The following is a 19,559-nucleotide window of genomic DNA, read 5'->3' as shown; positions in this document are numbered from 1 at the left end:
TCACCTGTCGGCAGTCGCTGGCATTGTCCGGCCCGCACGAATGCGGGCCGGATTGGCATGATTGGCTGAAGAGGCTCAGTTCGCCTTGCAGTCCCAATAGAAGTTGGAGAAGTTCAGGTCCCAGCTCTGCATCGGGATGAACGAATAGCCCTGCAGGCATTTGTTGGCGCCGTAACGGCGGTTCGGTGCCACGGCCCAGACATCTGGCTGCAGATCGGCGATCTTGGCCTGCAGTTCCTTGTAGGTAGCATTCTGCTTCGCCACGTCGGTCTCGCTGCGAGCCTTGTCGATCAGCGCGTCGACCTCCGGGTTCTGTAGCCATTCCATCGACCACCAGGTGCCGGCAGCCTTGGAATGATACTGGTTGTAGAACATCGAATCCGGCGAGGGATAGCTTGGCGAAACGTTGACCTGCGTCGAGGCAGGCGTTGTCTCCGGCTTGGCGGAAAGCTCGACAATGCGGTTCCAAGGCTCCGGCTTGATGTCGAGCGTGATGCCGATCTGTTCGAGATTGGCTTGCAGCATCAGCGCCACTTCCGCCTCGAAGGCAAGCGAGGCCACGTAGCTGTTGACCAGTGTGATCTTCTGGCCGGCATATTTCGACTTGGCGAGTTCTGCCTTGGCCTTTTCCAGATCGAACACGCCGGGTTCGATTCCGTCATTATGGGCTTCTTTGAAGGCGGTCGAAAGCGGACCGGTCATGTCAGTGCCGGGGTAGATGACTTCCTGGATGGTCTTGTAGTCCGTCGCATAGGCAATCGCGCGACGGACATGCACGTCGTCTGTCGGGTAGACCTTGGTGTTGAGCTTGATGACGAAGCCGCCAGCGGTCGGCGTCTGGATGACCTTGTAGCCCTTCATCCTGCCGAGCGCTTCATAGGTATCGTTGCCGAGCCCGTGCGAGGACAGGCCAAGCTCGCCCTTTTCCGCCAGCGCCTTGACGGTCGCGTCGTCGCTGGTCTGGACAAAGCGGACCTCGTCGATCGGCTTGCCCTTGGTCCAGCCGAGGAAGTAGTCGGCATTGCGGGCGATGACCATGTCGGCCGAACGGTTGTAGCTGACGAGCTTGTAGGGACCGGAACCGGCGGAGTGCTCGCCGACATAGGCTTCGCCCCACTTGTCCTCGGGCTTGGTGCTGCCCTCGACCAGCTTCTGGTTCAGCGCCATGAACAGAGGCGTGATCGACATGAAGGGCGAGAACTGGCGGTCAAGCTTGACGGTAAAAGTGGCATCGTCCGGGGCGATGACGTTTTCCGGCTTGATCAGCCCGACGATCAGGTTCGACGGACCCTTGTTGATGCCGAGCAGCCGCTTGACGGACCAGACGAGATCGGAGGCCTTGACCGGCGTGCCGTCCTGGAACTTCACGTCATTGCGCAGGTGAAAGGTATAGGTCAGGCCATCGCTGGAAATATCCCAGGACTTGGCGAGATGCGGAATGATCTCGCCGGACGGGCCGACGGTCGTCAGGCCGTCATACATGTTCACGATCGCCATATAGCCCGTGTAATCCGTGACTTTGGCCGGATCGAGCGATGAGAAGATCTGCATCGTGTTGACGGCGATGGATACCTTGTCGGCCGCCGCAGACGCGGTTGCGGAATTCATCAGCAAGGCCATGCCGGTGCCGAGCGCGAGAGCGGCCAGGCGCGAGGTCAGGAAATGGGTTTTCATGCAAGTTCCTCTCTTTGATGCGGAAACGCTCCGCTTATTTATGGTTAGGCTGCCGCACGCACAGCGGACGGCAGCGGCATAAAGGTGATGTCTGGATATCCGAACGCTTTCGGGCCGACGACTTCGAGCGCCTGCGCGCTGCGCAGGAGATCGTGGCAGGGTATCGCCAGCACCGCGACACGCTGGCCGTAGCGCAGCATCTCGGTGGTGATCGGATAGCCCGTATCGACATCGAGCAGCACGATCAGGTCGGGAACGGAAACCTCGACCTTGCCGTTGCGCCTGAAGATCAGGAATTCGTTCTGGATTGCGACCGAAGCGGTCTGGCCAACGCAATCGTCGAAGCCGGTCAGCTCCATGTCGCCGACCGCGAAACCGCCACGCAGATGGCGCTTCAGATCGGTGATCTTGCCATTGAAGATGCGGCGGCCGTGTTCGAGCGCGCAGACGGCCGCGATCGGATCCTCCTGCGCCTTGCGGGCCTTGATCACCGCCTCGCCGATGGCAATTGCCTTGGTATAGCTTTTGGGAATGCCGTAACGATGCACGAAATGTGCCTGCATCGGCGCCGTCGCCAGCATGGCGCCTCCACCTTGCGCCACCACACAGGCACGCGCCATGCGCTCGTGCCAGACCTCGGAAACCGCATGGCTGAAGATCACGGCATTGCCATGGAGGTCGCACATGACCGACGGCGTGGAGCTGTGGCCGTAGATGGAGAAGGTCGTCATCTGCATTTCGGGAAAGGCGCGTCCCATGCCGTCGCAATCGAGCATCGGCAGGCCGGCAAGCGCTGCCGTGACAAGCGGATTGATGGCGTTAGCGCCACCAATCTCCTCGCAGACCATGGCATCGATCGGCGACCGGATCAGGTCCTCCATCGCCCGCAGGCAGCGCAGGCCTTCACGGCCCTCGCGCAAACGCTCGACCCCCACCACCGGCGCGCCGATACCGCCGATCGACATGCACAGTGCATCCGACTCGATCCGATCGGTCGCAAGAACTCTCATCTTGTAGCCGGCCTTCATCGCTTCCAGCGCCAAAAGCTTGCCCTGATAGGGGTTGCCGCCGCCGCCGGTGCCGAGAATGCCGGCACCGATCTCCAGTGCGTCGAGGTCTTCGACCGTCAGCGTGCGTATATTGGCCTCGTCGTATTTCAGCTTGCGGGCCTCAGGCATCATGGCCTCCCATTTCTCCGACGACTTTCACATGAATACGGGTGGCATTTCCCGGCAGGTAGGCGAGCGGCGTATCCTCGCGCTCGATGACCTCCAGCGTGTCGGCCATCGCGCCCGCGGCAATCGCCTTTTCGCGGGCTTCCGCTTCGGCTTCGGCAAGCGCGCTTTCGCGTGTGCGCCCGTCGATCAGCGAGAAGACCCGATCGGTTTCGCCGCTGATCTGCGCAATCGCAGCGCCAACGGCATTGGCGACGGCGAAGTTGTCCGGCCGGATCACATCCAGCTCACCGATGCGATCCGGCATCAGGATCGAACCGCCGCCGACGGCGATCACCGGCAACGGCGTTGCCGAAATGCGGCTGCGCTCGACGCACGCTTCCAGCATGGCGTTGATTTTTGCCGCAGCAGCTTCGACCAGAGACCTGTCGAGGTCGCCCACCAGCCCCTTGTCCCCGACATCCGCCTTGCCGGTGGCGACGGCGATGTCTGTCGCGGTCAATGTCGAACCGCCGAAGCACAGGGCGTCCTGGCGCACCCGGTAGCCAACCGACTTCGGCCCGACGACAATGCCCTTGTCGCCCTGGATGACCAGCGAGCCGCCACCGAGCCCGATCGAAAACACGTCGGGCATCCGGAAATTCGTACGCACACCGCCGATATCGACGGTGGTGGACGCCTGGCGCGGAAAGCCGTGCGACAGCGAGCCGACATCGGTGGTGGTGCCGCCGACATCGACGACGACGGCATCCTTGATGCCGGTCAGGAAGGCCGCGCCGCGCATCGAGTTCGTCGGGCCGGACGCAAATGTCAGGACCGGGAAGGAACGCACGATATCGGCTGCCATCAGTGTCCCGTCATTCTGGGTGATGTAGAACGGGCAGGCGATGCCGGCTGCCGCCAAAGCCTTGCCGAAGGCCGCAACCGTACGATCCGCCAGCGACAGGAGGCTGGCATTGATGATCGCGGCACTTTCGCGTGCCAGGAGACCGTGACGACCGATATCCTTTGACATAACGACCGGCAGGCCGGGGCACTGCTGCTGCAAGATCTCCTTCGTGCGGACTTCCATCGCGTCGTTGACGCCACTGAAAACGCAGGTCACGGCGGCGGCCTTCAGACCCTTCGCCCGGATGTCGCCGGCGATGCGCACGATCTCGTCTTCGTCCAGCGGTGAAAGCTCGCGTCCATCGAACTCATAGCCGCCCCGCACCTGATACCCATGATTGCCAACGATCTCGCGCACGTCATCCGGCCAGTCGACCATCGGCGGCAGTCCGGCCCCCGACGGCAGACCGAGCCGAATTGCCGCGACTTCCTCCATATGGCGGCGCTCGATGACCGCATTGGTGAAATGCGTGGTGCCGATCATCACCGCGGCAATCTGCTGGCGGTCGATGCCGGACGCCTCGATCACCTTTTCCAGCGCCTCGATGACGCCAGATGTTACATCCTCGGTGGTGGAGGCCTTCACCCCCGCCAGAACCGTTTTGGCCTGCAGGACGACGGCATCCGTATTGGTGCCTCCAACGTCAATTCCAACCCGATACACGTCAGGCTCCTCTCAATCAGTGGTCTTGACGAGAAAGCGCATGCGCTCTTGCTCGGTCACGACGGGTTTCAGGCGCTCCTCCTCATCACTGACGACCGGAATCGCAGCAATCAGCGCGCGCGTGTAAGGGTGTTTGGGATCGGCGAAGACGTCCGACGTTGCGCCCTCCTCCACGATCTCGCCGCGCAGCATGATGGCGATGCGCGAGCAGAAATTTCGCATCAGCGACAAATCATGGCTGATCATCAGGTAGGTGAGGCCCAGATCCTTGCGCAGCTGCAATAGCAGTTCGATCACCGTCTTCTGCACCGACACGTCGAGTGCCGCTGTCGGCTCGTCGAGGATCAGAATCTTCGGTTCCGCAGCCAATGCCCGGGCAATCGCCACGCGTTGCTTCTGGCCGCCCGAAAGCTCGTGCGGATATTTGCCGAGATAGGATTGGGGCAGGCGGACGAGGTCCATCAGCTCGTTCATCCGCGCCTCGCACGCCGCTCCGCCAAGCCCGATCGACTTCAGAGGCACGCTCAATGTCTGCCTTGCCGTGCGCTTCGGGTTTAGCGAGGTGCCGGGATTCTGATAGACGATCTGGGTGAGGTGCTTGCCTTTGGCGGGCGGCGGGGTATCGATGGTAACCCGACCGGTCGTCGGCCTGGAGAGTTCCATGATGATGCGGGCGACAGTGGTTTTGCCGGAGCCGGACTCGCCAGCGAGCCCGAAGACTTCGCCCTCGCGCAGGATGAGGTCGACATCGCGCACCGCATGGTAGCCATTGCGCCGGCCGTAGATCTTGTTCAACTTTTCCACCGTGACGATGGGCGGGCGGGTGCTCTGCGGCAGATCGGTGACCCGGGAGCCATAGAGAGGCGGCACCGCATCGAGAAGCGACAGCGTATAGGGCTGCTTCGGGCTGGACAGGATCTCCGCGCAGGGACCCGTTTCGACGATATCACCGTGATACATGACCACGACCCGGTCGGCGATTTTGCGCACCACCCCGAGATTGTGGGTGATCATCAGGAGAGCCATGTTCTCCTCGACCACCAACTGATTGATCAGATTGAGGATCTCGTCCTGCGTGGTGACGTCGAGCGCCGTGCCCGGCTCGTCGGCGATCAGCAGCTTCGGCTGATGCAGGAGCGCCAGTCCGATCAGCACGCGCTGCCGCATGCCGCCTGAGAGTTCGGACGGATAGGCGTTCATGACCCGGTCGGTATCGGCCAGCTGCACGCGGCGCAACACCGCCGCAATGCGGGTCCGACGCTCGGCTTTGGAGGACAATTTTCCCTCGCGCTTGTCGGCGAACCGCATCACATCGTCGAGATGGGTCCCGATCTTGAAGACCGGATTGAACGAGGAAAGCGGATCCTGCATGATCAACGAAAAAGCGCTGCCTTTGAGGCTTTCGCGTTCGCCACGCGACATGGCAAGGACGTCGCGGCCGCTGAACGAGATCGAGCCCGAGCGGATGGCCGCATTTTTCGGCAGCGTGCCGATGATTGCCTTGGCGGTCACCGACTTGCCCGAGCCGGTCTCGCCGATCAGGGCTACTCGCTCGCCGGCCGCGACGGTAAACCCGACATCGTTCAGGACCTGCCGCGTACGTCCATACGTGGTGAAGGAGACGGTGAGGTTGTCCACCTTGAGAAGCGGTTCGGCCATAGCTTAGCTCTCCACGTCGAACATGTCGCGCAGGCCGTCGCCCAGCAGGTTGAAGCCGAGCGTCACGTAGAGGACTGCGAGGCCGGGGCAGAGAACCTCCCACCAGTAATCGGGCATGAACTGCCGTCCGTCCGCAACCATTGATCCGAGGTCAGGGATTGGCGGCTTTACGCCGAAGCCGAGGAAGCTCAGCGTCGCGCCGAACAGGATGACGAAGGCGGCATCGAGCGTCGTCTTGACGGAGATGACGGGGATGCAGTTTGGCAGGATTTCGCGAAACAAAATATGGACCGGTCCGGCGCCTGCAAGCCGTGCCGCCTCGATATAGTCTTCCGAGGCGATCGACTTCGAGACCGTGTAGATCAGCCGCGCGTGCCAGGTCCACCACAGAAGCGTGATGGCGATCATCGCATTCATAAGGTTCGGTTCGAGCAGGTTCGAGACGGCCAGCGCCATGACCAGCGGCGGCATGGCCAGCATGACGTTCGTCAGGCCGCTGATCAGCTTCTCGGCCCAGCCGCCGAAATATCCCGCCATCAGGCCGAGGACGGCGCCGACCGGCACAGAGATACCGAGCACGCCGACCACCAGCAGAAGCGAGATGCGGAGGCCGAAGATCGTCCGCGAAAATATGTCGCGTCCCGCCTTGTCTGTTCCGAACCAGTGGGCGGCATCCGGCGGCAGGTGCCGCGCGCGGAAATCGACCACGGCGCCGACATGCTTGGGATAGGGCGTCAGCCAAGGCGCGAACGCGGCGAGGAAGAGCACCGAGAGGATGATCAGTGTGCCGATCACCGCAGCGGGGTTGCGGCTGAAGCGATACCACATCATGTAGCTGGCACTTAGCCCACGCTCGGATGCGTCGAGCACTTTCATATCGGCCATCAACGTGCCTCCTTGCGGCGCAGGCGCGGGTCGATGACCGTGATGAGGATATCGACGATCAGGTTCGCAATGATGAAGAATAGCCCTGCGACAAGCACGACGGCTGTGACGGCGTTCAGATCCTTCTGCAGGATAGAGGTCAATCCGTACGAGGCGAAGCCGCCCCAGGCGAAGACCATTTCGATCACGAAGGCATTGCCGATCAGCGAGGCGAATTCGAGCCCCATGATCGTCAGAGGCGCGATGGACGAGAGCTTTAGCAGGTACTTGAAGATGATCACCCGTTCCGGCACGCCGAAACTCTTGAGGGTCAGTACATGGTCCTTGCGCTGGTTCTCGATCATCGCCGAGCGCGTGATGCGGGTGATCTGGCCGATGCCCGCCATCGACAAGGCGAAGGCCGGCAGGATGAGGTGTTGCAGCGCATTGAGAGTGACGTCCAGCCGGCCCGCGAGAAGCCCATCGAGAAGCAGAAGACCGGTTGGGCCACCGCCCCAACTGATGTCGTGATCTAGCCGGCCGATGATCGGCCAGCCGGACATGAAGCGCGCCGCCACCAATTGCAGCGTGATCGCAAACAGGAAGCTCGGGATGATGACGCCGGTCAGCGAAAGCAGGCGTCCGACATGATCGATAGTTCGATCGCGATAATGCGCCATCACGACACCAAGCGGGACGGCGACGACGAACATGAAGACAACGGATACGAAGACAAGTTCCAGCGTAGCGGGTACGGTCTGGGCAAGGTCCGTAATGACCGGTCTTTGAGAGACCAGCGACATGCCGAGATCGCCGCGCAGGGCCTTGCCGGCGTAGTCGAGGTATTGAACCACCAGCGGCTGGTCGAGACCCATTTGCAGACGCACCGCCTGAACCTGGTCCGAGGTGGCGGACGGACCTAGCGCCATCCGTGCCGGATCACCAGGGACGATCCGTGCCAGAACGAAGATCATGATCGATAGTGCAATCATCACCAGCACGAATGTGCCGATGCGGGTGAGAATTGCGACCAGTGGATGTTGCTGCATCGTCGGACAGGTCCCCGTGCATCATTTGCACGAGGTTCAGCATTTCGTAGCTCGGCGGCGGGAACAACCGCTTAAAAGTATAGTTTTTCACCCCCATGGTATAGGTTATTTGAGCATTTCGGCTTATCGGACGTCATGCAGTCCCTGTTGCCTCGCCCTAGCCTCATACGTCGTATCGCCGATCAAACCGCCGGTTTAACCTTCATCCGGGCCCCTGCCGGTGCCGGCAAGTCCGTCCTGCTCCGCATGGTAGCGGACGATCTTGGTAAACCTGTCTGCATCGCCCACCAGCCTCGCATGGACGACGTCTGTGACGGATGGCTGATCTGGGACGTCCCCGTCACCGTGCAGTCGGCCAGGCTTTCCAGCCAGGTTCTGGACGCTGCGAGATCGATCCTGATCGCCTGCCGGCCTGAACAACGCATCAGCGGCACGGCACGGCGCATCATGCACCGGGGTGCCGTTACATACGGTGCCGCCGACCTGGTTTTTGCGAATGAGGAACTGAAGGCCCTCCCTGATGAGCAACGACGCATCCTTCTGGAAGATTACGAAGGATGGCCGGCGTTCCTGCCGATCGCAGCCCGGCCGGATGATGCAGCCTGCGTCGATTATCTGCGCGAGGCCTTCCTTTCATCCCTGTCTCCGGCCCAGACGACTGAGCTGTCGATCTGGCTGGAGGCACCATCTGTGGAGACCTCTGGCGACTGGAAGGCTTTCCTGCCGCCGCTTCTTGTCCACGGTGCCGAACGGCATTCCGACATTCTGCGCCTGCTTACGCTTGCAGTCGGCGAACGCTTGGCCGCCCTCACCGCCGGCGGCGCCGTCATAGACGTCGCATCCGCACTGGAGCGAGCTGGACGGCCGCTTGCGGCAATGGACCTTCTGCTCGATCACGGACATGAGGAACATGCGGCCCAGATACTCCAGCGGGCACAGGGTCGGGAACTGATCTACCGAAGCAGCGTCGACGCATTCCGGAAAATCGTCATGCGGTTTTCGCAGGCGATGATCGCCACCAATGAAACCGTATTGTTTGCCGTCGCCCGCACGCTGCTGAAGCAAGGCGAATTGCCGCGCGTGCGCCATCTGCTGGCCCGGCATCTTGGCCACGATTACCTCGATCCTCTGAAAGTCCTAAGCCGCAATTCCCGTTTTTCGTTTGCAGCGCGCACCTTCAGGCTCAATCTCATGATCAGCGAGGATCTGACGCCTAGTGACGCGATGATCGCCCGTCTCGGTGAATTCATGGCCGATTATCCCCTTGGCGACGACGCAAAATGGTCCAGCTATTACAATTCCATCCTTGAATTCGAGATCCGGCGCCGAAATTTTCGCGAGGCAGAGGCGGCCGCAGCGCGTGCGCTGATCTATCTGCGCAAACAGGGCGGTCAGCCACTGCTGGAATTCTTCATTCACTTGCACCAGATCGTATTGCGCCTGACGAGTGGCGACGTGCTGCTCGCACGACGGGCTGCAAAGGAAGCGCGCAGTCGCCTGGAACAGGTTCCGCACGCCGCCGTACAGGAGTTTCGCATGTTGCGCCTGGCGGAAGCATGCCTGGCCTACGAGGCCGGCCGGCCCCGCGGTCTGCTGGACTTCGTGCAGGATGACTTCGAGCCATTCGCTGCCGCCGAAATCTGGCCAAGCCTGATGCAGTTCGCCCTGCATTACGCATCCCAGGTTCTGGGCGATTATTTTGCAATGACCATCCGGCCTGGCTTCCTGGATGGGCTGTGGATCCATCTATCCGAAGGGTTGCAGTTTCATGCGATGATGGAAATCCGCACCGCCATCGCCTACCAGAACGCCAATCGGTGGGCCGATGCGGCAGCAACGCTGACCGCTGTGCGCATACCGCTGGGGCGCAACTGGGTGGAGAGCGCAACCGACGAATTGATGCGCCTCTCCCGCAGGGACGAGATCGCCTATGCGATGGCTTGGCTGCGCGACGCCGTGCACCTTGCCACCCCGCGCCCCTACCTGCCTCGACAAATTGACGCGCTGATCTCGAACCCCAAAGTCACCAACCGCCAACGAGTGGCGTTGCAGCTATGGCAAAGCTTCACGGCCTATCAACGTCGGGACAATGCTGCGGTACGGACACATCTTCTCTCGGCTCTGGAAACCGCAACGCGCCTCGGCTGCAACGGCGTATTGTCGGAGGAGCGGATATTTCTTTCACCGCTTCTCAATAACAAACGGATCCGCAGCTTCATCGAAACATCTCACGACGTGCGCACCGCGCTTTCAATTTTTGCGGCCTCGATCAACTCCCCGCAGGCACGTGCCCTGCATGGTGGCCTGTCACAGCGTGAGATACAAATGCTGCAGCTTGTTGCCGCCGGTCTGCCGAACAAGCGGATCGCCCACACTCTCAATATTTCGGAACCAACCGTAAAGTTCCATATCGGCAATCTTTTCAGAAAGCTTGGCTGCAGCCGCCGCGCCGAAGCGCTGCGCGCCGCCACAGCGCTTGGGTGGCTGTAGCACGCGTTGATCCGGTATGTACGCTTGATGATCAGACTGAGGCTGATGAACCTCAGATCTTGATGAGAACCGGACTTGCGGCTCGGCCGAATGCTGCGGAGCACTATTTGCCGACGGTCGGGTGAGTAGCCGGTTCGATGTCGGCCGGAATGGGGCAGACATAGGGCTTGCCATCCGTCTTCTCCGCCCACTCGGCCTTGGCTGCAGAAAGCAATTCAGGCGAAGTCATCAGCGACAGGCCGGTGGTCGCGAGAGCTTTTGCGGCATGCGCCATCGCCTTGTGGGCGGCAGGGCTTTTTCCCTGCGCCACAACTTGCCAGGTATGGGGATTGGTGCCGATCGCCCAGGCCGGCGTCCAGCACTGCGCCGTCGGCGTGACCCAGCTGACATCGCCGACATCGGTGGAACCGGCCCTGAAATGCGACTGACCTTTGAAATCGCGCAGCCCCAGATGCAGCGGCGTCGTGCCGTCGATCTTGGCGTTCGAAAAAACATCGCCCTTGATCTGGTAAAGCCGAATACTGCTTTTGATCGCCTCCTCCGTAAACGTGTCCTGGATGGCCTTTGCAAATGCGAGATCAGCTTCGTCGAAAGCGATTGGACCGAGCGCCACCATGTTCTCGTGCATGGCGGTTTCCAGGGTGATGTTGGGCAAGAGATTGGTCGACGCCGTATCGAAGACGATTTCCACGTCCGTCTCCGTCATCATGGCAGCACCGCGCGCGACCTTGTCCACACGCTTTGCAAGATCGAGGGCCTGCGGCATTTCCGGAGCGCGGATCAGGTAGACCACTTCCGCCTGCGCCTGCACAACATTGGCGGCGCGGCCGCCGGTATCGGTAATGGCATAATGTACGCGGCAATCCTGGGGCATGTGTTCGCGCAGGAAATTGACGCCGACATTCATCAGTTCCACCGCATCCAGCGCTGATCGGCCAAGATGGGCGGCATTCGAGGCGTGGGCGGCCAAGCCCTTGAAACGGTAGTAATATTCAAGGACAGCAAGATTGTTGGTGGAGCGCACGCCATTGAAAGGGGCCGGGTGCCAGGTGAGCGCCGTATCGACATCGTCGAACAGCCCAGCCCGCACCATGAACGTCTTGCCGGAACCACCTTCTTCGCCAGGGCAGCCGTAATAGCGCACGGTGCCGGTAAGACCGTTTTCCTTTAGATGGCGGGCAAGCGCGATGGCGGCCATCAGCGATCCGACACCGAGAAGATTGTGACCGCAACCATGGCCGGTTCCGCCGGAGGAAAGCGGCCTGTGTTCGGCAACATCCGCCGCCTGGCTCATGCCGGCCAGTGCGTCGAACTCCCCAAGCAGCGCGATAACGGGCTTGCCGCTGCCGAATTCGCCGATAAAGGCCGTGTCCATTCCGGCAACCCCACGCCGCACGGCAAAACCGTTATCGTCAAGGGTTTTGGCGAGGACTTCTGACGAGCGGGTCTCGTCAAATTTGAGCTCGGCGAAATCCCAGATGCGGTCGCTGATGATCGCAAATTCGGGCTTCATCCGTTCGATTGCATCGGCAATGGCGGTTACGGCGTCGCGGTTCATGGCATGTCCTCGCAGTATGGTTGCACGCCCGTTTCAGGCTGCAGGTATCCGCCGGCGGTTGAACAGCCGGATCAATCTCGATGAAGGATTGTGCCGCGCCAGCCCACTTCACCGGCGCGGCAATAGCGATTAGTTGTCGACCGAGACTTCCCAGAGGCGGGCGTTCGACTGCCAGACGGGCTGGCCCTTGAGCTTCTTGGTGGCCCCCCAGACATCGACCATGTCGTAGAGGAAGATGCCGGGCATCTCCTTGAGCATCAGTTCGTGGAACTCGTCGAAAATCTTCTGGCGCTTGGCCTGGTCGGCCTCGACATAGGCCGCTTTCATCAATTCGACGGCTTTTGGATCATCCCACATCAGCGATGCGTTCTTGTCCTTGTTGCCGACATAGAAGGAATACATCAGCGCCGGATCGAGACGCGGAGCGACCGACTGCGAGATCACCTGATAGTTGCCCGAGCGGCGGCGATCGACCTGGGTGGCGTAGTCGAGCACTTCGATCTGCACGTTGAGGCCGGCCTGCTGCATCATCGCCTGGGCTATGACGGCGGCCGGAAAGCTCGGAACATTGCCACGCTTGTTGGCGATGATCGAGATCGGCTCACCCTTATAGCCCGCCGCTGCCAATTCCTTCTTAGCGGCTTCGATGTCGTATGGCAGGCGCTTCTTCTGCGTGTCGTCGAAGTAGACCGAATCTTGCGAGACCATCGAACCATTCGCTTCGCCGGTGCCGTTGGAAGCGGCGGCAACCAACTCATCGAGATCGAGCGCCATTGCCATGGCACGGCGCACGCCGGGATTGCTCAACACCTTGTCGCGGGTCTGGATGTAGAACAGGTTCTTGCCGTTGTTGCGCGACACGATCAGCTGCGTCTTGTCGCTCGACTTGAATTCCGGGATCAGGTCCGGCGAAATCTCGGCCGTGTCAAGCACGCCGGATTCGAGACCCGCCTTGACGGTCGAGGCATCGGGGATGATCATGAACTTGATGCCGTCGGCGAGCGGCCGCTTGGAGCCGACCATGCCATCCGGCTTGCCGTCGTTTTCGGGCGAGACATAATCGGCGAATTTCTTGAGATGGATGTATTCGCCCTTCTTCCACTCGTCCCACTGGAACGGGCCGGTGCCGATCGGCGCGACGAAGCTGCCATCGGCCGCAACCGAGTCCGACGAGATCATGCCGGTATATCCGCATTCCGGGCGCGACATCAGGCCGAGGAAGACCGCCGACGGCTTTTCCAGCGTGATGGTCACAGTCGATGCGTCGATAGCCTTGACGCCGGTAACATGGGCCGCACCGCCTTCAACGAAATCGGAGAGGCAGGTCCACTTTGTTTCGGGCTTCAGATATCGCGTCCAGTTCCATACGACGTCTTCGGCTGTCAGCACCTTGCCGTTGTGGAACTTCACGTCGGTGCGCAGCTTGAACGTATAGGTCAGGCCATCGGCCGACATGTCGAAGCTCTTCGCCAGCAGCGGCTTTACTTCGCCGCTGTTGTTGTAGCCGACCAGGCCCTCGACGATGTGCAGGATGACGCCATCCGTGTTGCCGTCGCGATTGACGCCGGGATTTGCGCTGCGCAGATCGGAGCTCTGCGCCACGGTAATGTCGCGGGCGGTAGCGACCTGTGCCAGGGCAAGCAGTGCCGTGCCCGCCAGAAGAAGCTTGTTCATTGTTCTACCCTCTTTTGCTTTGTTGATTGTTATGACCGGAACCCGTTCCAGCAGGCCTCGGCGAGCCTGCCGATCGTCTCAAGCGACATCGTGTAGCCAGGTGTGCCATCCGGCATCGTCTGCGGTACCTCGTCGGTATAAGCGGTGATGATGAAAAACGGTGCCCGGTCCCTGTAGACGATTCCGGCATCCATGCGGCCACGCTTGCCGCGGCCACTCTTGCTGGCGACCAGTGTTTCGAACGGCAGGCGCGAGCGGATACCGTAGCGCAGCACCTGATGCTTCAGCGTGTCCATGGCAAAGCCACAGAGGTCGGCGCCGCAGCCGAGCTTTTCCTGCGCCTGCGGGGAAGATTGCGCATCCAGAATGGTCTGCAGCAGAAACAGCTGATCGGCAGCCGAGGTCGTCGTCACCGTCGTCAGCGCATGGTCTGCCGGCAAGGCAAGCGGCGGAATAAGAAAACGATGATGGGTGTTGACCATGCCGAGAGCCTTGCAATAGCCGTCGACCTCCTTGAGCGTCAGCCGCTCCAGAACCATTTTCGTGCAGACATTGTCGCTCAGCACCATCATGCCGGTGATGGCGTCGCGCAGCGAAATCACGATGCCGGGCGTCATGAAGCGGAACATGCCACTGGCAACTTCCTCCGCCAGCCGTTTTTCATAGGTGATCGGCTCGTCGAGATTGATGCGGCCCTCATGAGCTGCCTTCAAAGCGGCCATCATGATCGAGGTCTTGCGGGTGCTGCCGGACGGTGTTTCCTCATCCGCGCCACGACCGATCTCCTCGCCGGTCACCAGATTGCGCACCATGAAGCGTGTAACGAACGGCTGTGCATCGCAGATCGCGCGCAATTGGTCGGCGGTGGTCATCATCGTCATCCTGTCAGGCTTCATTTTCGAGGCGCCATTTGAGTGTCACGCCGCCTCGCTCATTGTGGTCGAGGGCGGGAATGGCCGAGAGGAGACGGCGCGTATAGGCCTCCCTCGGGTTATCGAAAATCCTGTCGCGGTCTCCCTCCTCGATGATGCGGCCGTCCTGCATGACGATGACGCGGTCGGCGACCTGTTCAACGACGCCCAGATCGTGGCTGATGAACAGGCATGAGAAGCCGTAGCGTTTCTGCAGGCCGGAGAAGAGGTCGAGCACCTGCGCCCTCACCGTCACGTCAAGCGCCGAAACGGGTTCGTCGGCAATCAGGAAGCGCGGACGGCGGGCAATGGCACGAGCGATCGCCACACGCTGGCGCTGGCCGCCCGAAAGTTCATGCGGGTAGCGGCTGGCGTAATCGGTACCGAGACCGACTTCCTCAAGAGTTTCCAGCGCCCGTTTTTTCTTGGCAGCTGTATCGAGGTTCGGCACGAGGCGCAGGGCTTCCTCTACAAGCGCCAGGATAGTCATGCGGGGATCGAGCGAGGAATAAGGGTCCTGAAACACCATCTGGCAGTTCATCCGGTAGTCCTGCCAGTCCGCGTCGCGCGCGCGTCCCTGGAAACGGATTTGCCCTTCGCTTTCCTCCACGAGACCGGCAATGGTACGACCGAGTGTCGTCTTGCCCGAACCGGAGCCTCCGACGAGGGCGACAACCTCTCCTTCGTGGATATCAATGCTGACGCCGTGCAAGGCGCGTTTCGCCGTGGCTCTCTTCAGCAGAGATTTGCGGCCGGGATAATCGACGACGATGTTCTGAGCCGACACCATCGGCGCTTTCGACATATCGACCACACGCGGCTCGCCGCGAAACGGAAGCGAGGAGAGCAGTTTCTTCGTGTACGGATGCTGCGGCGCTTCGAGCAGATCCTCGGTGCGGCCGTGTTCGACGATCGAGCCTTTTTCCATGACGACGATGCGGCTGGTGTATCGCGCCACCATCGGCAGGTCATGGCTGATCAGGAGAACAGCTGTGCCTTCAGCGCGGGTGAGATCGACCATCAGTTCCATGACGTCGCGCTGGATGACGGCGTCGAGTGCCGTGGTGGGCTCGTCTGCGATCAGAAGCGCCGGCTTCAGGAGCATGACCGAAGCCAGCATGATGCGTTGGCGCATGCCGCCGGAAAACTCGTGCGGATATGCGGCGAGCGCCCCTTCCGGCTCGCGGATACCAACCCTGCGCAGCATGTCGAGAATGCGCTCACGGCGCTCGTCCGCCGATAGCTCAGTGTGGAGGATGAGGCCTTCCTCCAACTGCCGGCCAATCGTCATCGACGGATTGAGCGAGGTCATCGGCTCCTGGAAGACGACCCCGACCTCGGCACCGCGCAGGCGCCGCAGTTCCCTGTCGTTCATCGTCAACACTTCGCGCCCTTTGTAGGCGACCGAGCCACCTGAAACCTTGATGGCCGGCGGCAGCAGCGAGATCATGGCGCGTGTCGCCAGCGTCTTGCCCGAACCGCTTTCGCCAACGATCCCGAAGATTTCGCCGGATGAGATCTCGAAGGAAATTTCCTTGACCACAGAGTGGCCAGTGCGGGCAACCTCAAGCGAAAGGTCGCGAACTGAGAGCAGCGTGTCTTTTGTCGGTCCGGACATCACTTCAGACCTCTCATACGCGGGTCGAGCCGGTCGCGAAGCGCGTCGCCCAGAAGATTGATGCCGAGCAGTGTCAGCGTGATGCAGAGGCCGGGAAACAGCCCGAGCCAGACGGCCTGCTGGATAAGCGGCCGACCAGCCGCCAGCATGTTGCCCCAGGTCGGCGCCGGTGGTGGCACGCCGAGACCCAGAAAGGAAAGTGCGCTTTCCGACAGAATTGCCCAGCCGAACATGGACGTTGCAAGCACCGTGATCGGCGCCAGGCAGTTGGGCAGAATATGGCGGAACATCGTGTAGAGCTCGCCATTGCCCATGACCCTCGACGCCTCGATGAACTCGCGCTCCCGCAAGGACAGGACCGCGCCGCGCACGACGCGCGCCATGGACGGCGTGTAGGCAATGCCGAGCGCAAAGATGATGCCGTACTGGTTGGCACCGAAGACGGCTAGCAGCCCTAGCGCCAGAAGGATGCCGGGAAAGGCGAGCAACGCGTTGTTGACGGCCATGATCACGCCGTCCACCCAGCCGCGGGCATAACCGCTGACGAGCCCGATAAGCGTGCCGCAGATGGTTGCGAAAGCAACCGTTAGAAAGCCGATCCAGACGCTGGCACGGGCGCCGATCATCAGGCGGCTGAGGACGTCGCGACCGAATTCGTCGGTGCCGAGCAGGTGGATGGCGCTTGGTGGCGCCAGCCGGGCGGTAAACGACAACTTCATCGGATCGAACGGGGTCCAGACAAGCCCGATGCCGGCGACGATGACAAGCGCGGCAATGAGGATACCGCCGATGAGACCGTTGAGATTGAACTTTTTCATTCGGCTACAACACGCGGATCGAAGAGAGGATAAAGAAGGTCGATGACGAGGTTGACGGCCACGTAGGACAACGCCACGAACAGCAGGCAGCCTTGGATAACCGGATAGTCACGGGCAAATATGCTGTCGACCATCAACCGGCCGAGGCCCGGAATGGTAAACACCGTCTCGATGACGGCTATGCCGCCGAGCAGATTACCGAGGATCAGGCCGATCATCGTCCAGGTCGGGCCAAAGGCATTCTTGAACGCATGCCGCCAAAGGACGGCGCTTTCCGACAGGCCCTTGGCGCGGGCATGGGTAATGTAGTCGAGACGCAGAACCTCCAGTGTCGAGGCGCGCGCCATGCGGATCAGCACGCCCATCTCGTGAATGACCAGCGTCATCACTGGTAGAACGAGATAAAGCAGGCCACCGACGATATTGTCGCCGACCGAGACATATCCCAGTACCGGCAGCCATCCGAGCTTGAGGCCGAAGAACAGCAGGAGCAGCAGCCCGAGCCAAAAGGTCGGCACCGACAGCAGCACAGTTGCCGTGCCCACGAGCGCCAGGTCCGTCACGCTGTTTTGGCGCCAGGCGGCGATCACCCCGGCCGGCACCGCAATCAGGCTTGCCAGCAGCACCGCAATAACGACGATCTCGGCACTGACAACGAAACGCGACGCGACCAGCGGCAATACCGCCTCGCCATTGACGATCGAATGGCCGAAATCACCCCGCAGCACATCACCCGCCCAGATCACGAACTGCTGCGGCATCGACTTGTCGAGCCCGAGTTCGGTCCGCATTGCAGCAATCTGCTCGGGCTGTGCCATGTCGCCAAGCATCAGCGCGGCGGGATCTCCGGGAATGAAACGGATCAGCGCAAACACCGTCACAGAGACGAGCACGATCGTCGGAAGCGCCATCAAAAGACGGCCCAGGATAAATCTCAGCATTGTTACCCCACGATTGACGTCCGGCTTTTCCCTCCGGTCATCATCGGTTTCATTGGGAAGGAGTATGACGATGCGGAGATAACCACGCAATATTATGCGATTTCGTCATATAGCTATTCAAGGCGTAGCCCAAGAAAGCACTCTTCTCCGCCGGCAGATTTCGCTGTTAACGCAATGTTCTCATTGAACTCTTTGGGACAACTGTATCTGTCGCTTCAAGGCGTCGCTGAGCGCTTGGGCCGCGATGGAAAGAGGAATACCCGATGCCCGCGCGAGCCCGAATGCCTGGGTGGCCTTGGGAACGAACGGCCGATGCACAACGGGCAGGTGACGATAGAGGTTGGCATAGAAGCTGCTGATGATGGCCACGCCCAACCCGTGCGCCACATAGGAACATGCAGAACTGTTCGTATGGGTCTCGATTTTGACCATCTGCTTGACGCCGGCGCGCTTGAAGGTCTGGTCCAGCGCCATTCTGTTCGGCCGCTGCCGGCCGATCAGGATCAGCGGCACATTGCGCAGATTCTTGGCCGATATCTCCTCCAGCTCGGCCAAGGGATGATCCTCTGGAACGACGCAAACACTTTCGCCGCTTGCGACCTTGTCGACAGCTATGCCTGGTCCCGTCTCGCCCTCCATGCGCAGAAAACCGATATCAATGACTCTCTCCTCGACAAGCCGGTTGATGGCCGTAGTGGTCTCGAAGAAGGTCTCGATCCGGACGCCCGGAAAATCCCTGATGTAGTCGACCAGCATGGCCGGCGCGAAGTTTTCCCACATGCTGCTTGGCAGACCGATGCGGACGATCTCGGGTCCCGAAGCACCCGTGCGCAAATCTTCCGCCCGGCTGGCCATGCGATCGACGGCGAGAAGCACGCTTTCCGCATCACCGGCAAGAAGGGCTGCCTCCGGCGTGGGGATCAGCCGCCCCTTGTCGCGGGCAAACAGCGTCAGGGAAAGATCGGCCTCAAGCTGGGCCAGCAACCGGCTGACACCCGATTGGCTCAATCCCATGGCCTTTGCAGCAGCGATCGTCGAGCCGGTGGAGAGAAGCGTGCGCAGGACTTCCAACTGCTTGATGTTCATAGGACTGCACCTCGTTCAATGCCTGTTCGTCACGCCCAGCCGGCAATATCTTGAGGGAGCAGCCGGACGTATTCGACAACGGATGCCTTTCGCCGCCGATCAAGCAATAGGTCACCGGAAGACCGGGCTCAAGGGGAACGAAGCGTAGCGGGACGCGCGCATGCTCCTTCGCGGCCACTGTCGCCGCAAGCGCAAACTGCAAGCTCCATGACCATGCCGAGAAGCAGCACGTCGATCTCACCATTGCCAAGTTGGCCCGCATGCTTGAACTGCCAGCAAGCTATGAAGAGCAGAACACACGGCTAATTAGGTGGATTTCGGGGAATTAATGGTGCCCGGAGGCGGATTTGAACCACCGACACGCGGATTTTCAATCCGCTGCTCTACCAACTGAGCTATCCGGGCATCGAGGCTTTTTCAGGCCTTCCGGTCAAACCGGCGGGGGATAACCCCCGGAAGCGAGCGGGTTATAACATCTTGTTCGGTCATG

The 19,559-nt window shown here is 60.9% G+C and carries 14 protein-coding genes and 1 tRNA gene; 1 reads left to right on the top strand and 14 read right to left on the bottom strand.

The genetic code is table 11. From position 1 onward, the window contains the following. Nucleotides 1-75: 75 nt before the first annotated feature. The 6 genes from EPK99_RS14980 to EPK99_RS14955 are packed head-to-tail and all read right to left on the bottom strand — an operon-like array spanning nucleotide 76 to nucleotide 7,973. A complete protein-coding gene (locus EPK99_RS14980; protein WP_128443879.1) occupies nucleotides 76-1,674 on the bottom strand; it encodes an ABC transporter substrate-binding protein in 1,599 nt (532 codons plus the stop codon). A 44-nt stretch (nucleotides 1,675-1,718) separates the two neighbouring features. Next, the gene (locus tag EPK99_RS14975; protein ID WP_128443878.1) at nucleotides 1,719-2,852 is read right to left on the bottom strand and encodes an S-methyl thiohydantoin desulfurase family protein; all 1,134 of its coding nucleotides are present in this window, start codon (nucleotides 2,850-2,852) and stop codon (nucleotides 1,719-1,721) included. Further along, complete coding sequence (locus EPK99_RS14970) at nucleotides 2,845-4,401, bottom strand: hydantoinase/oxoprolinase N-terminal domain-containing protein (protein WP_128443877.1); 1,557 nt, start codon at nucleotides 4,399-4,401, stop codon at nucleotides 2,845-2,847. The genes EPK99_RS14975 and EPK99_RS14970 overlap by 8 nt, the downstream gene beginning before the upstream one ends. 12 nt (nucleotides 4,402-4,413) lie before the next feature. After that, nucleotides 4,414-6,060, bottom strand: a complete 1,647-nt coding sequence (locus EPK99_RS14965; protein ID WP_128443876.1) for an ATP-binding cassette domain-containing protein — start codon at nucleotides 6,058-6,060, stop codon at nucleotides 4,414-4,416. Nucleotides 6,061-6,063: 3 nt separating this feature from the next. Continuing rightward, on the bottom strand, nucleotides 6,064-6,945 hold the full coding sequence (locus EPK99_RS14960) for an ABC transporter permease (protein ID WP_128443875.1): 882 nt from the start codon (nucleotides 6,943-6,945) through the stop codon (nucleotides 6,064-6,066). Then, nucleotides 6,945-7,973, bottom strand: a complete 1,029-nt coding sequence (locus tag EPK99_RS14955) for an ABC transporter permease (RefSeq protein ID WP_128443874.1) — start codon at nucleotides 7,971-7,973, stop codon at nucleotides 6,945-6,947. Before EPK99_RS14955 ends, EPK99_RS14960 begins: the two co-directional genes overlap by 1 nt. A 135-nt stretch (nucleotides 7,974-8,108) precedes the next feature. Between EPK99_RS14955 and EPK99_RS14950 the strand changes: the two genes are divergently transcribed. Continuing rightward, nucleotides 8,109-10,463: a helix-turn-helix transcriptional regulator gene (locus EPK99_RS14950; protein WP_128443873.1), complete on the top strand. Its 2,355-nt coding sequence runs from the start codon at nucleotides 8,109-8,111 to the stop codon at nucleotides 10,461-10,463. 103 nt (nucleotides 10,464-10,566) lie between these two features. Here EPK99_RS14950 and EPK99_RS14945 read toward each other — a convergent pair whose 3' ends face one another. From EPK99_RS14945 to EPK99_RS14910, 8 genes are all read right to left on the bottom strand, one after another. Continuing rightward, on the bottom strand, nucleotides 10,567-12,021 hold the full coding sequence (locus EPK99_RS14945; RefSeq protein WP_128443872.1) for a M20 family metallopeptidase: 1,455 nt from the start codon (nucleotides 12,019-12,021) through the stop codon (nucleotides 10,567-10,569). A gap of 129 nt (nucleotides 12,022-12,150) precedes the next feature. Further along, complete coding sequence (locus EPK99_RS14940) at nucleotides 12,151-13,695, bottom strand: ABC transporter substrate-binding protein (protein ID WP_128443871.1); 1,545 nt, start codon at nucleotides 13,693-13,695, stop codon at nucleotides 12,151-12,153. A gap of 29 nt (nucleotides 13,696-13,724) precedes the next feature. After that, a complete protein-coding gene (locus tag EPK99_RS14935) occupies nucleotides 13,725-14,567 on the bottom strand; it encodes a serine hydrolase (RefSeq protein WP_164901779.1) in 843 nt (280 codons plus the stop codon). 13 nt (nucleotides 14,568-14,580) lie between these two features. Next, complete coding sequence (locus EPK99_RS14930; RefSeq protein WP_128443869.1) at nucleotides 14,581-16,224, bottom strand: ABC transporter ATP-binding protein; 1,644 nt, start codon at nucleotides 16,222-16,224, stop codon at nucleotides 14,581-14,583. After that, a complete protein-coding gene (locus EPK99_RS14925) occupies nucleotides 16,224-17,042 on the bottom strand; it encodes an ABC transporter permease (RefSeq protein ID WP_128443868.1) in 819 nt (272 codons plus the stop codon). The genes EPK99_RS14930 and EPK99_RS14925 overlap by 1 nt, the downstream gene beginning before the upstream one ends. Beyond that, nucleotides 17,039-17,983, bottom strand: a complete 945-nt coding sequence (locus tag EPK99_RS14920; RefSeq protein ID WP_128443867.1) for an ABC transporter permease — start codon at nucleotides 17,981-17,983, stop codon at nucleotides 17,039-17,041. The genes EPK99_RS14925 and EPK99_RS14920 overlap by 4 nt, the downstream gene beginning before the upstream one ends. 180 nt (nucleotides 17,984-18,163) lie before the next feature. Further along, nucleotides 18,164-19,069 (bottom strand): LysR family transcriptional regulator, encoded by a 906-nt coding sequence (locus EPK99_RS14915; RefSeq protein ID WP_128443866.1) that lies wholly within the window; start codon nucleotides 19,067-19,069, stop codon nucleotides 18,164-18,166. A 329-nt stretch (nucleotides 19,070-19,398) separates the two neighbouring features. Further along, nucleotides 19,399-19,474: transfer RNA gene (locus tag EPK99_RS14910), tRNA-Phe, on the bottom strand. Nucleotides 19,475-19,559: the final 85 nt, after the last annotated feature.

This window comes from Neorhizobium lilium (genome assembly GCF_004053875.1).
Lineage (GTDB): Bacteria > Pseudomonadota > Alphaproteobacteria > Rhizobiales > Rhizobiaceae > Neorhizobium > Neorhizobium lilii.
The sequence above is the reverse complement of the archived record's forward strand: the minus strand, read 5'-3'. Positions and strand labels throughout refer to the sequence as shown.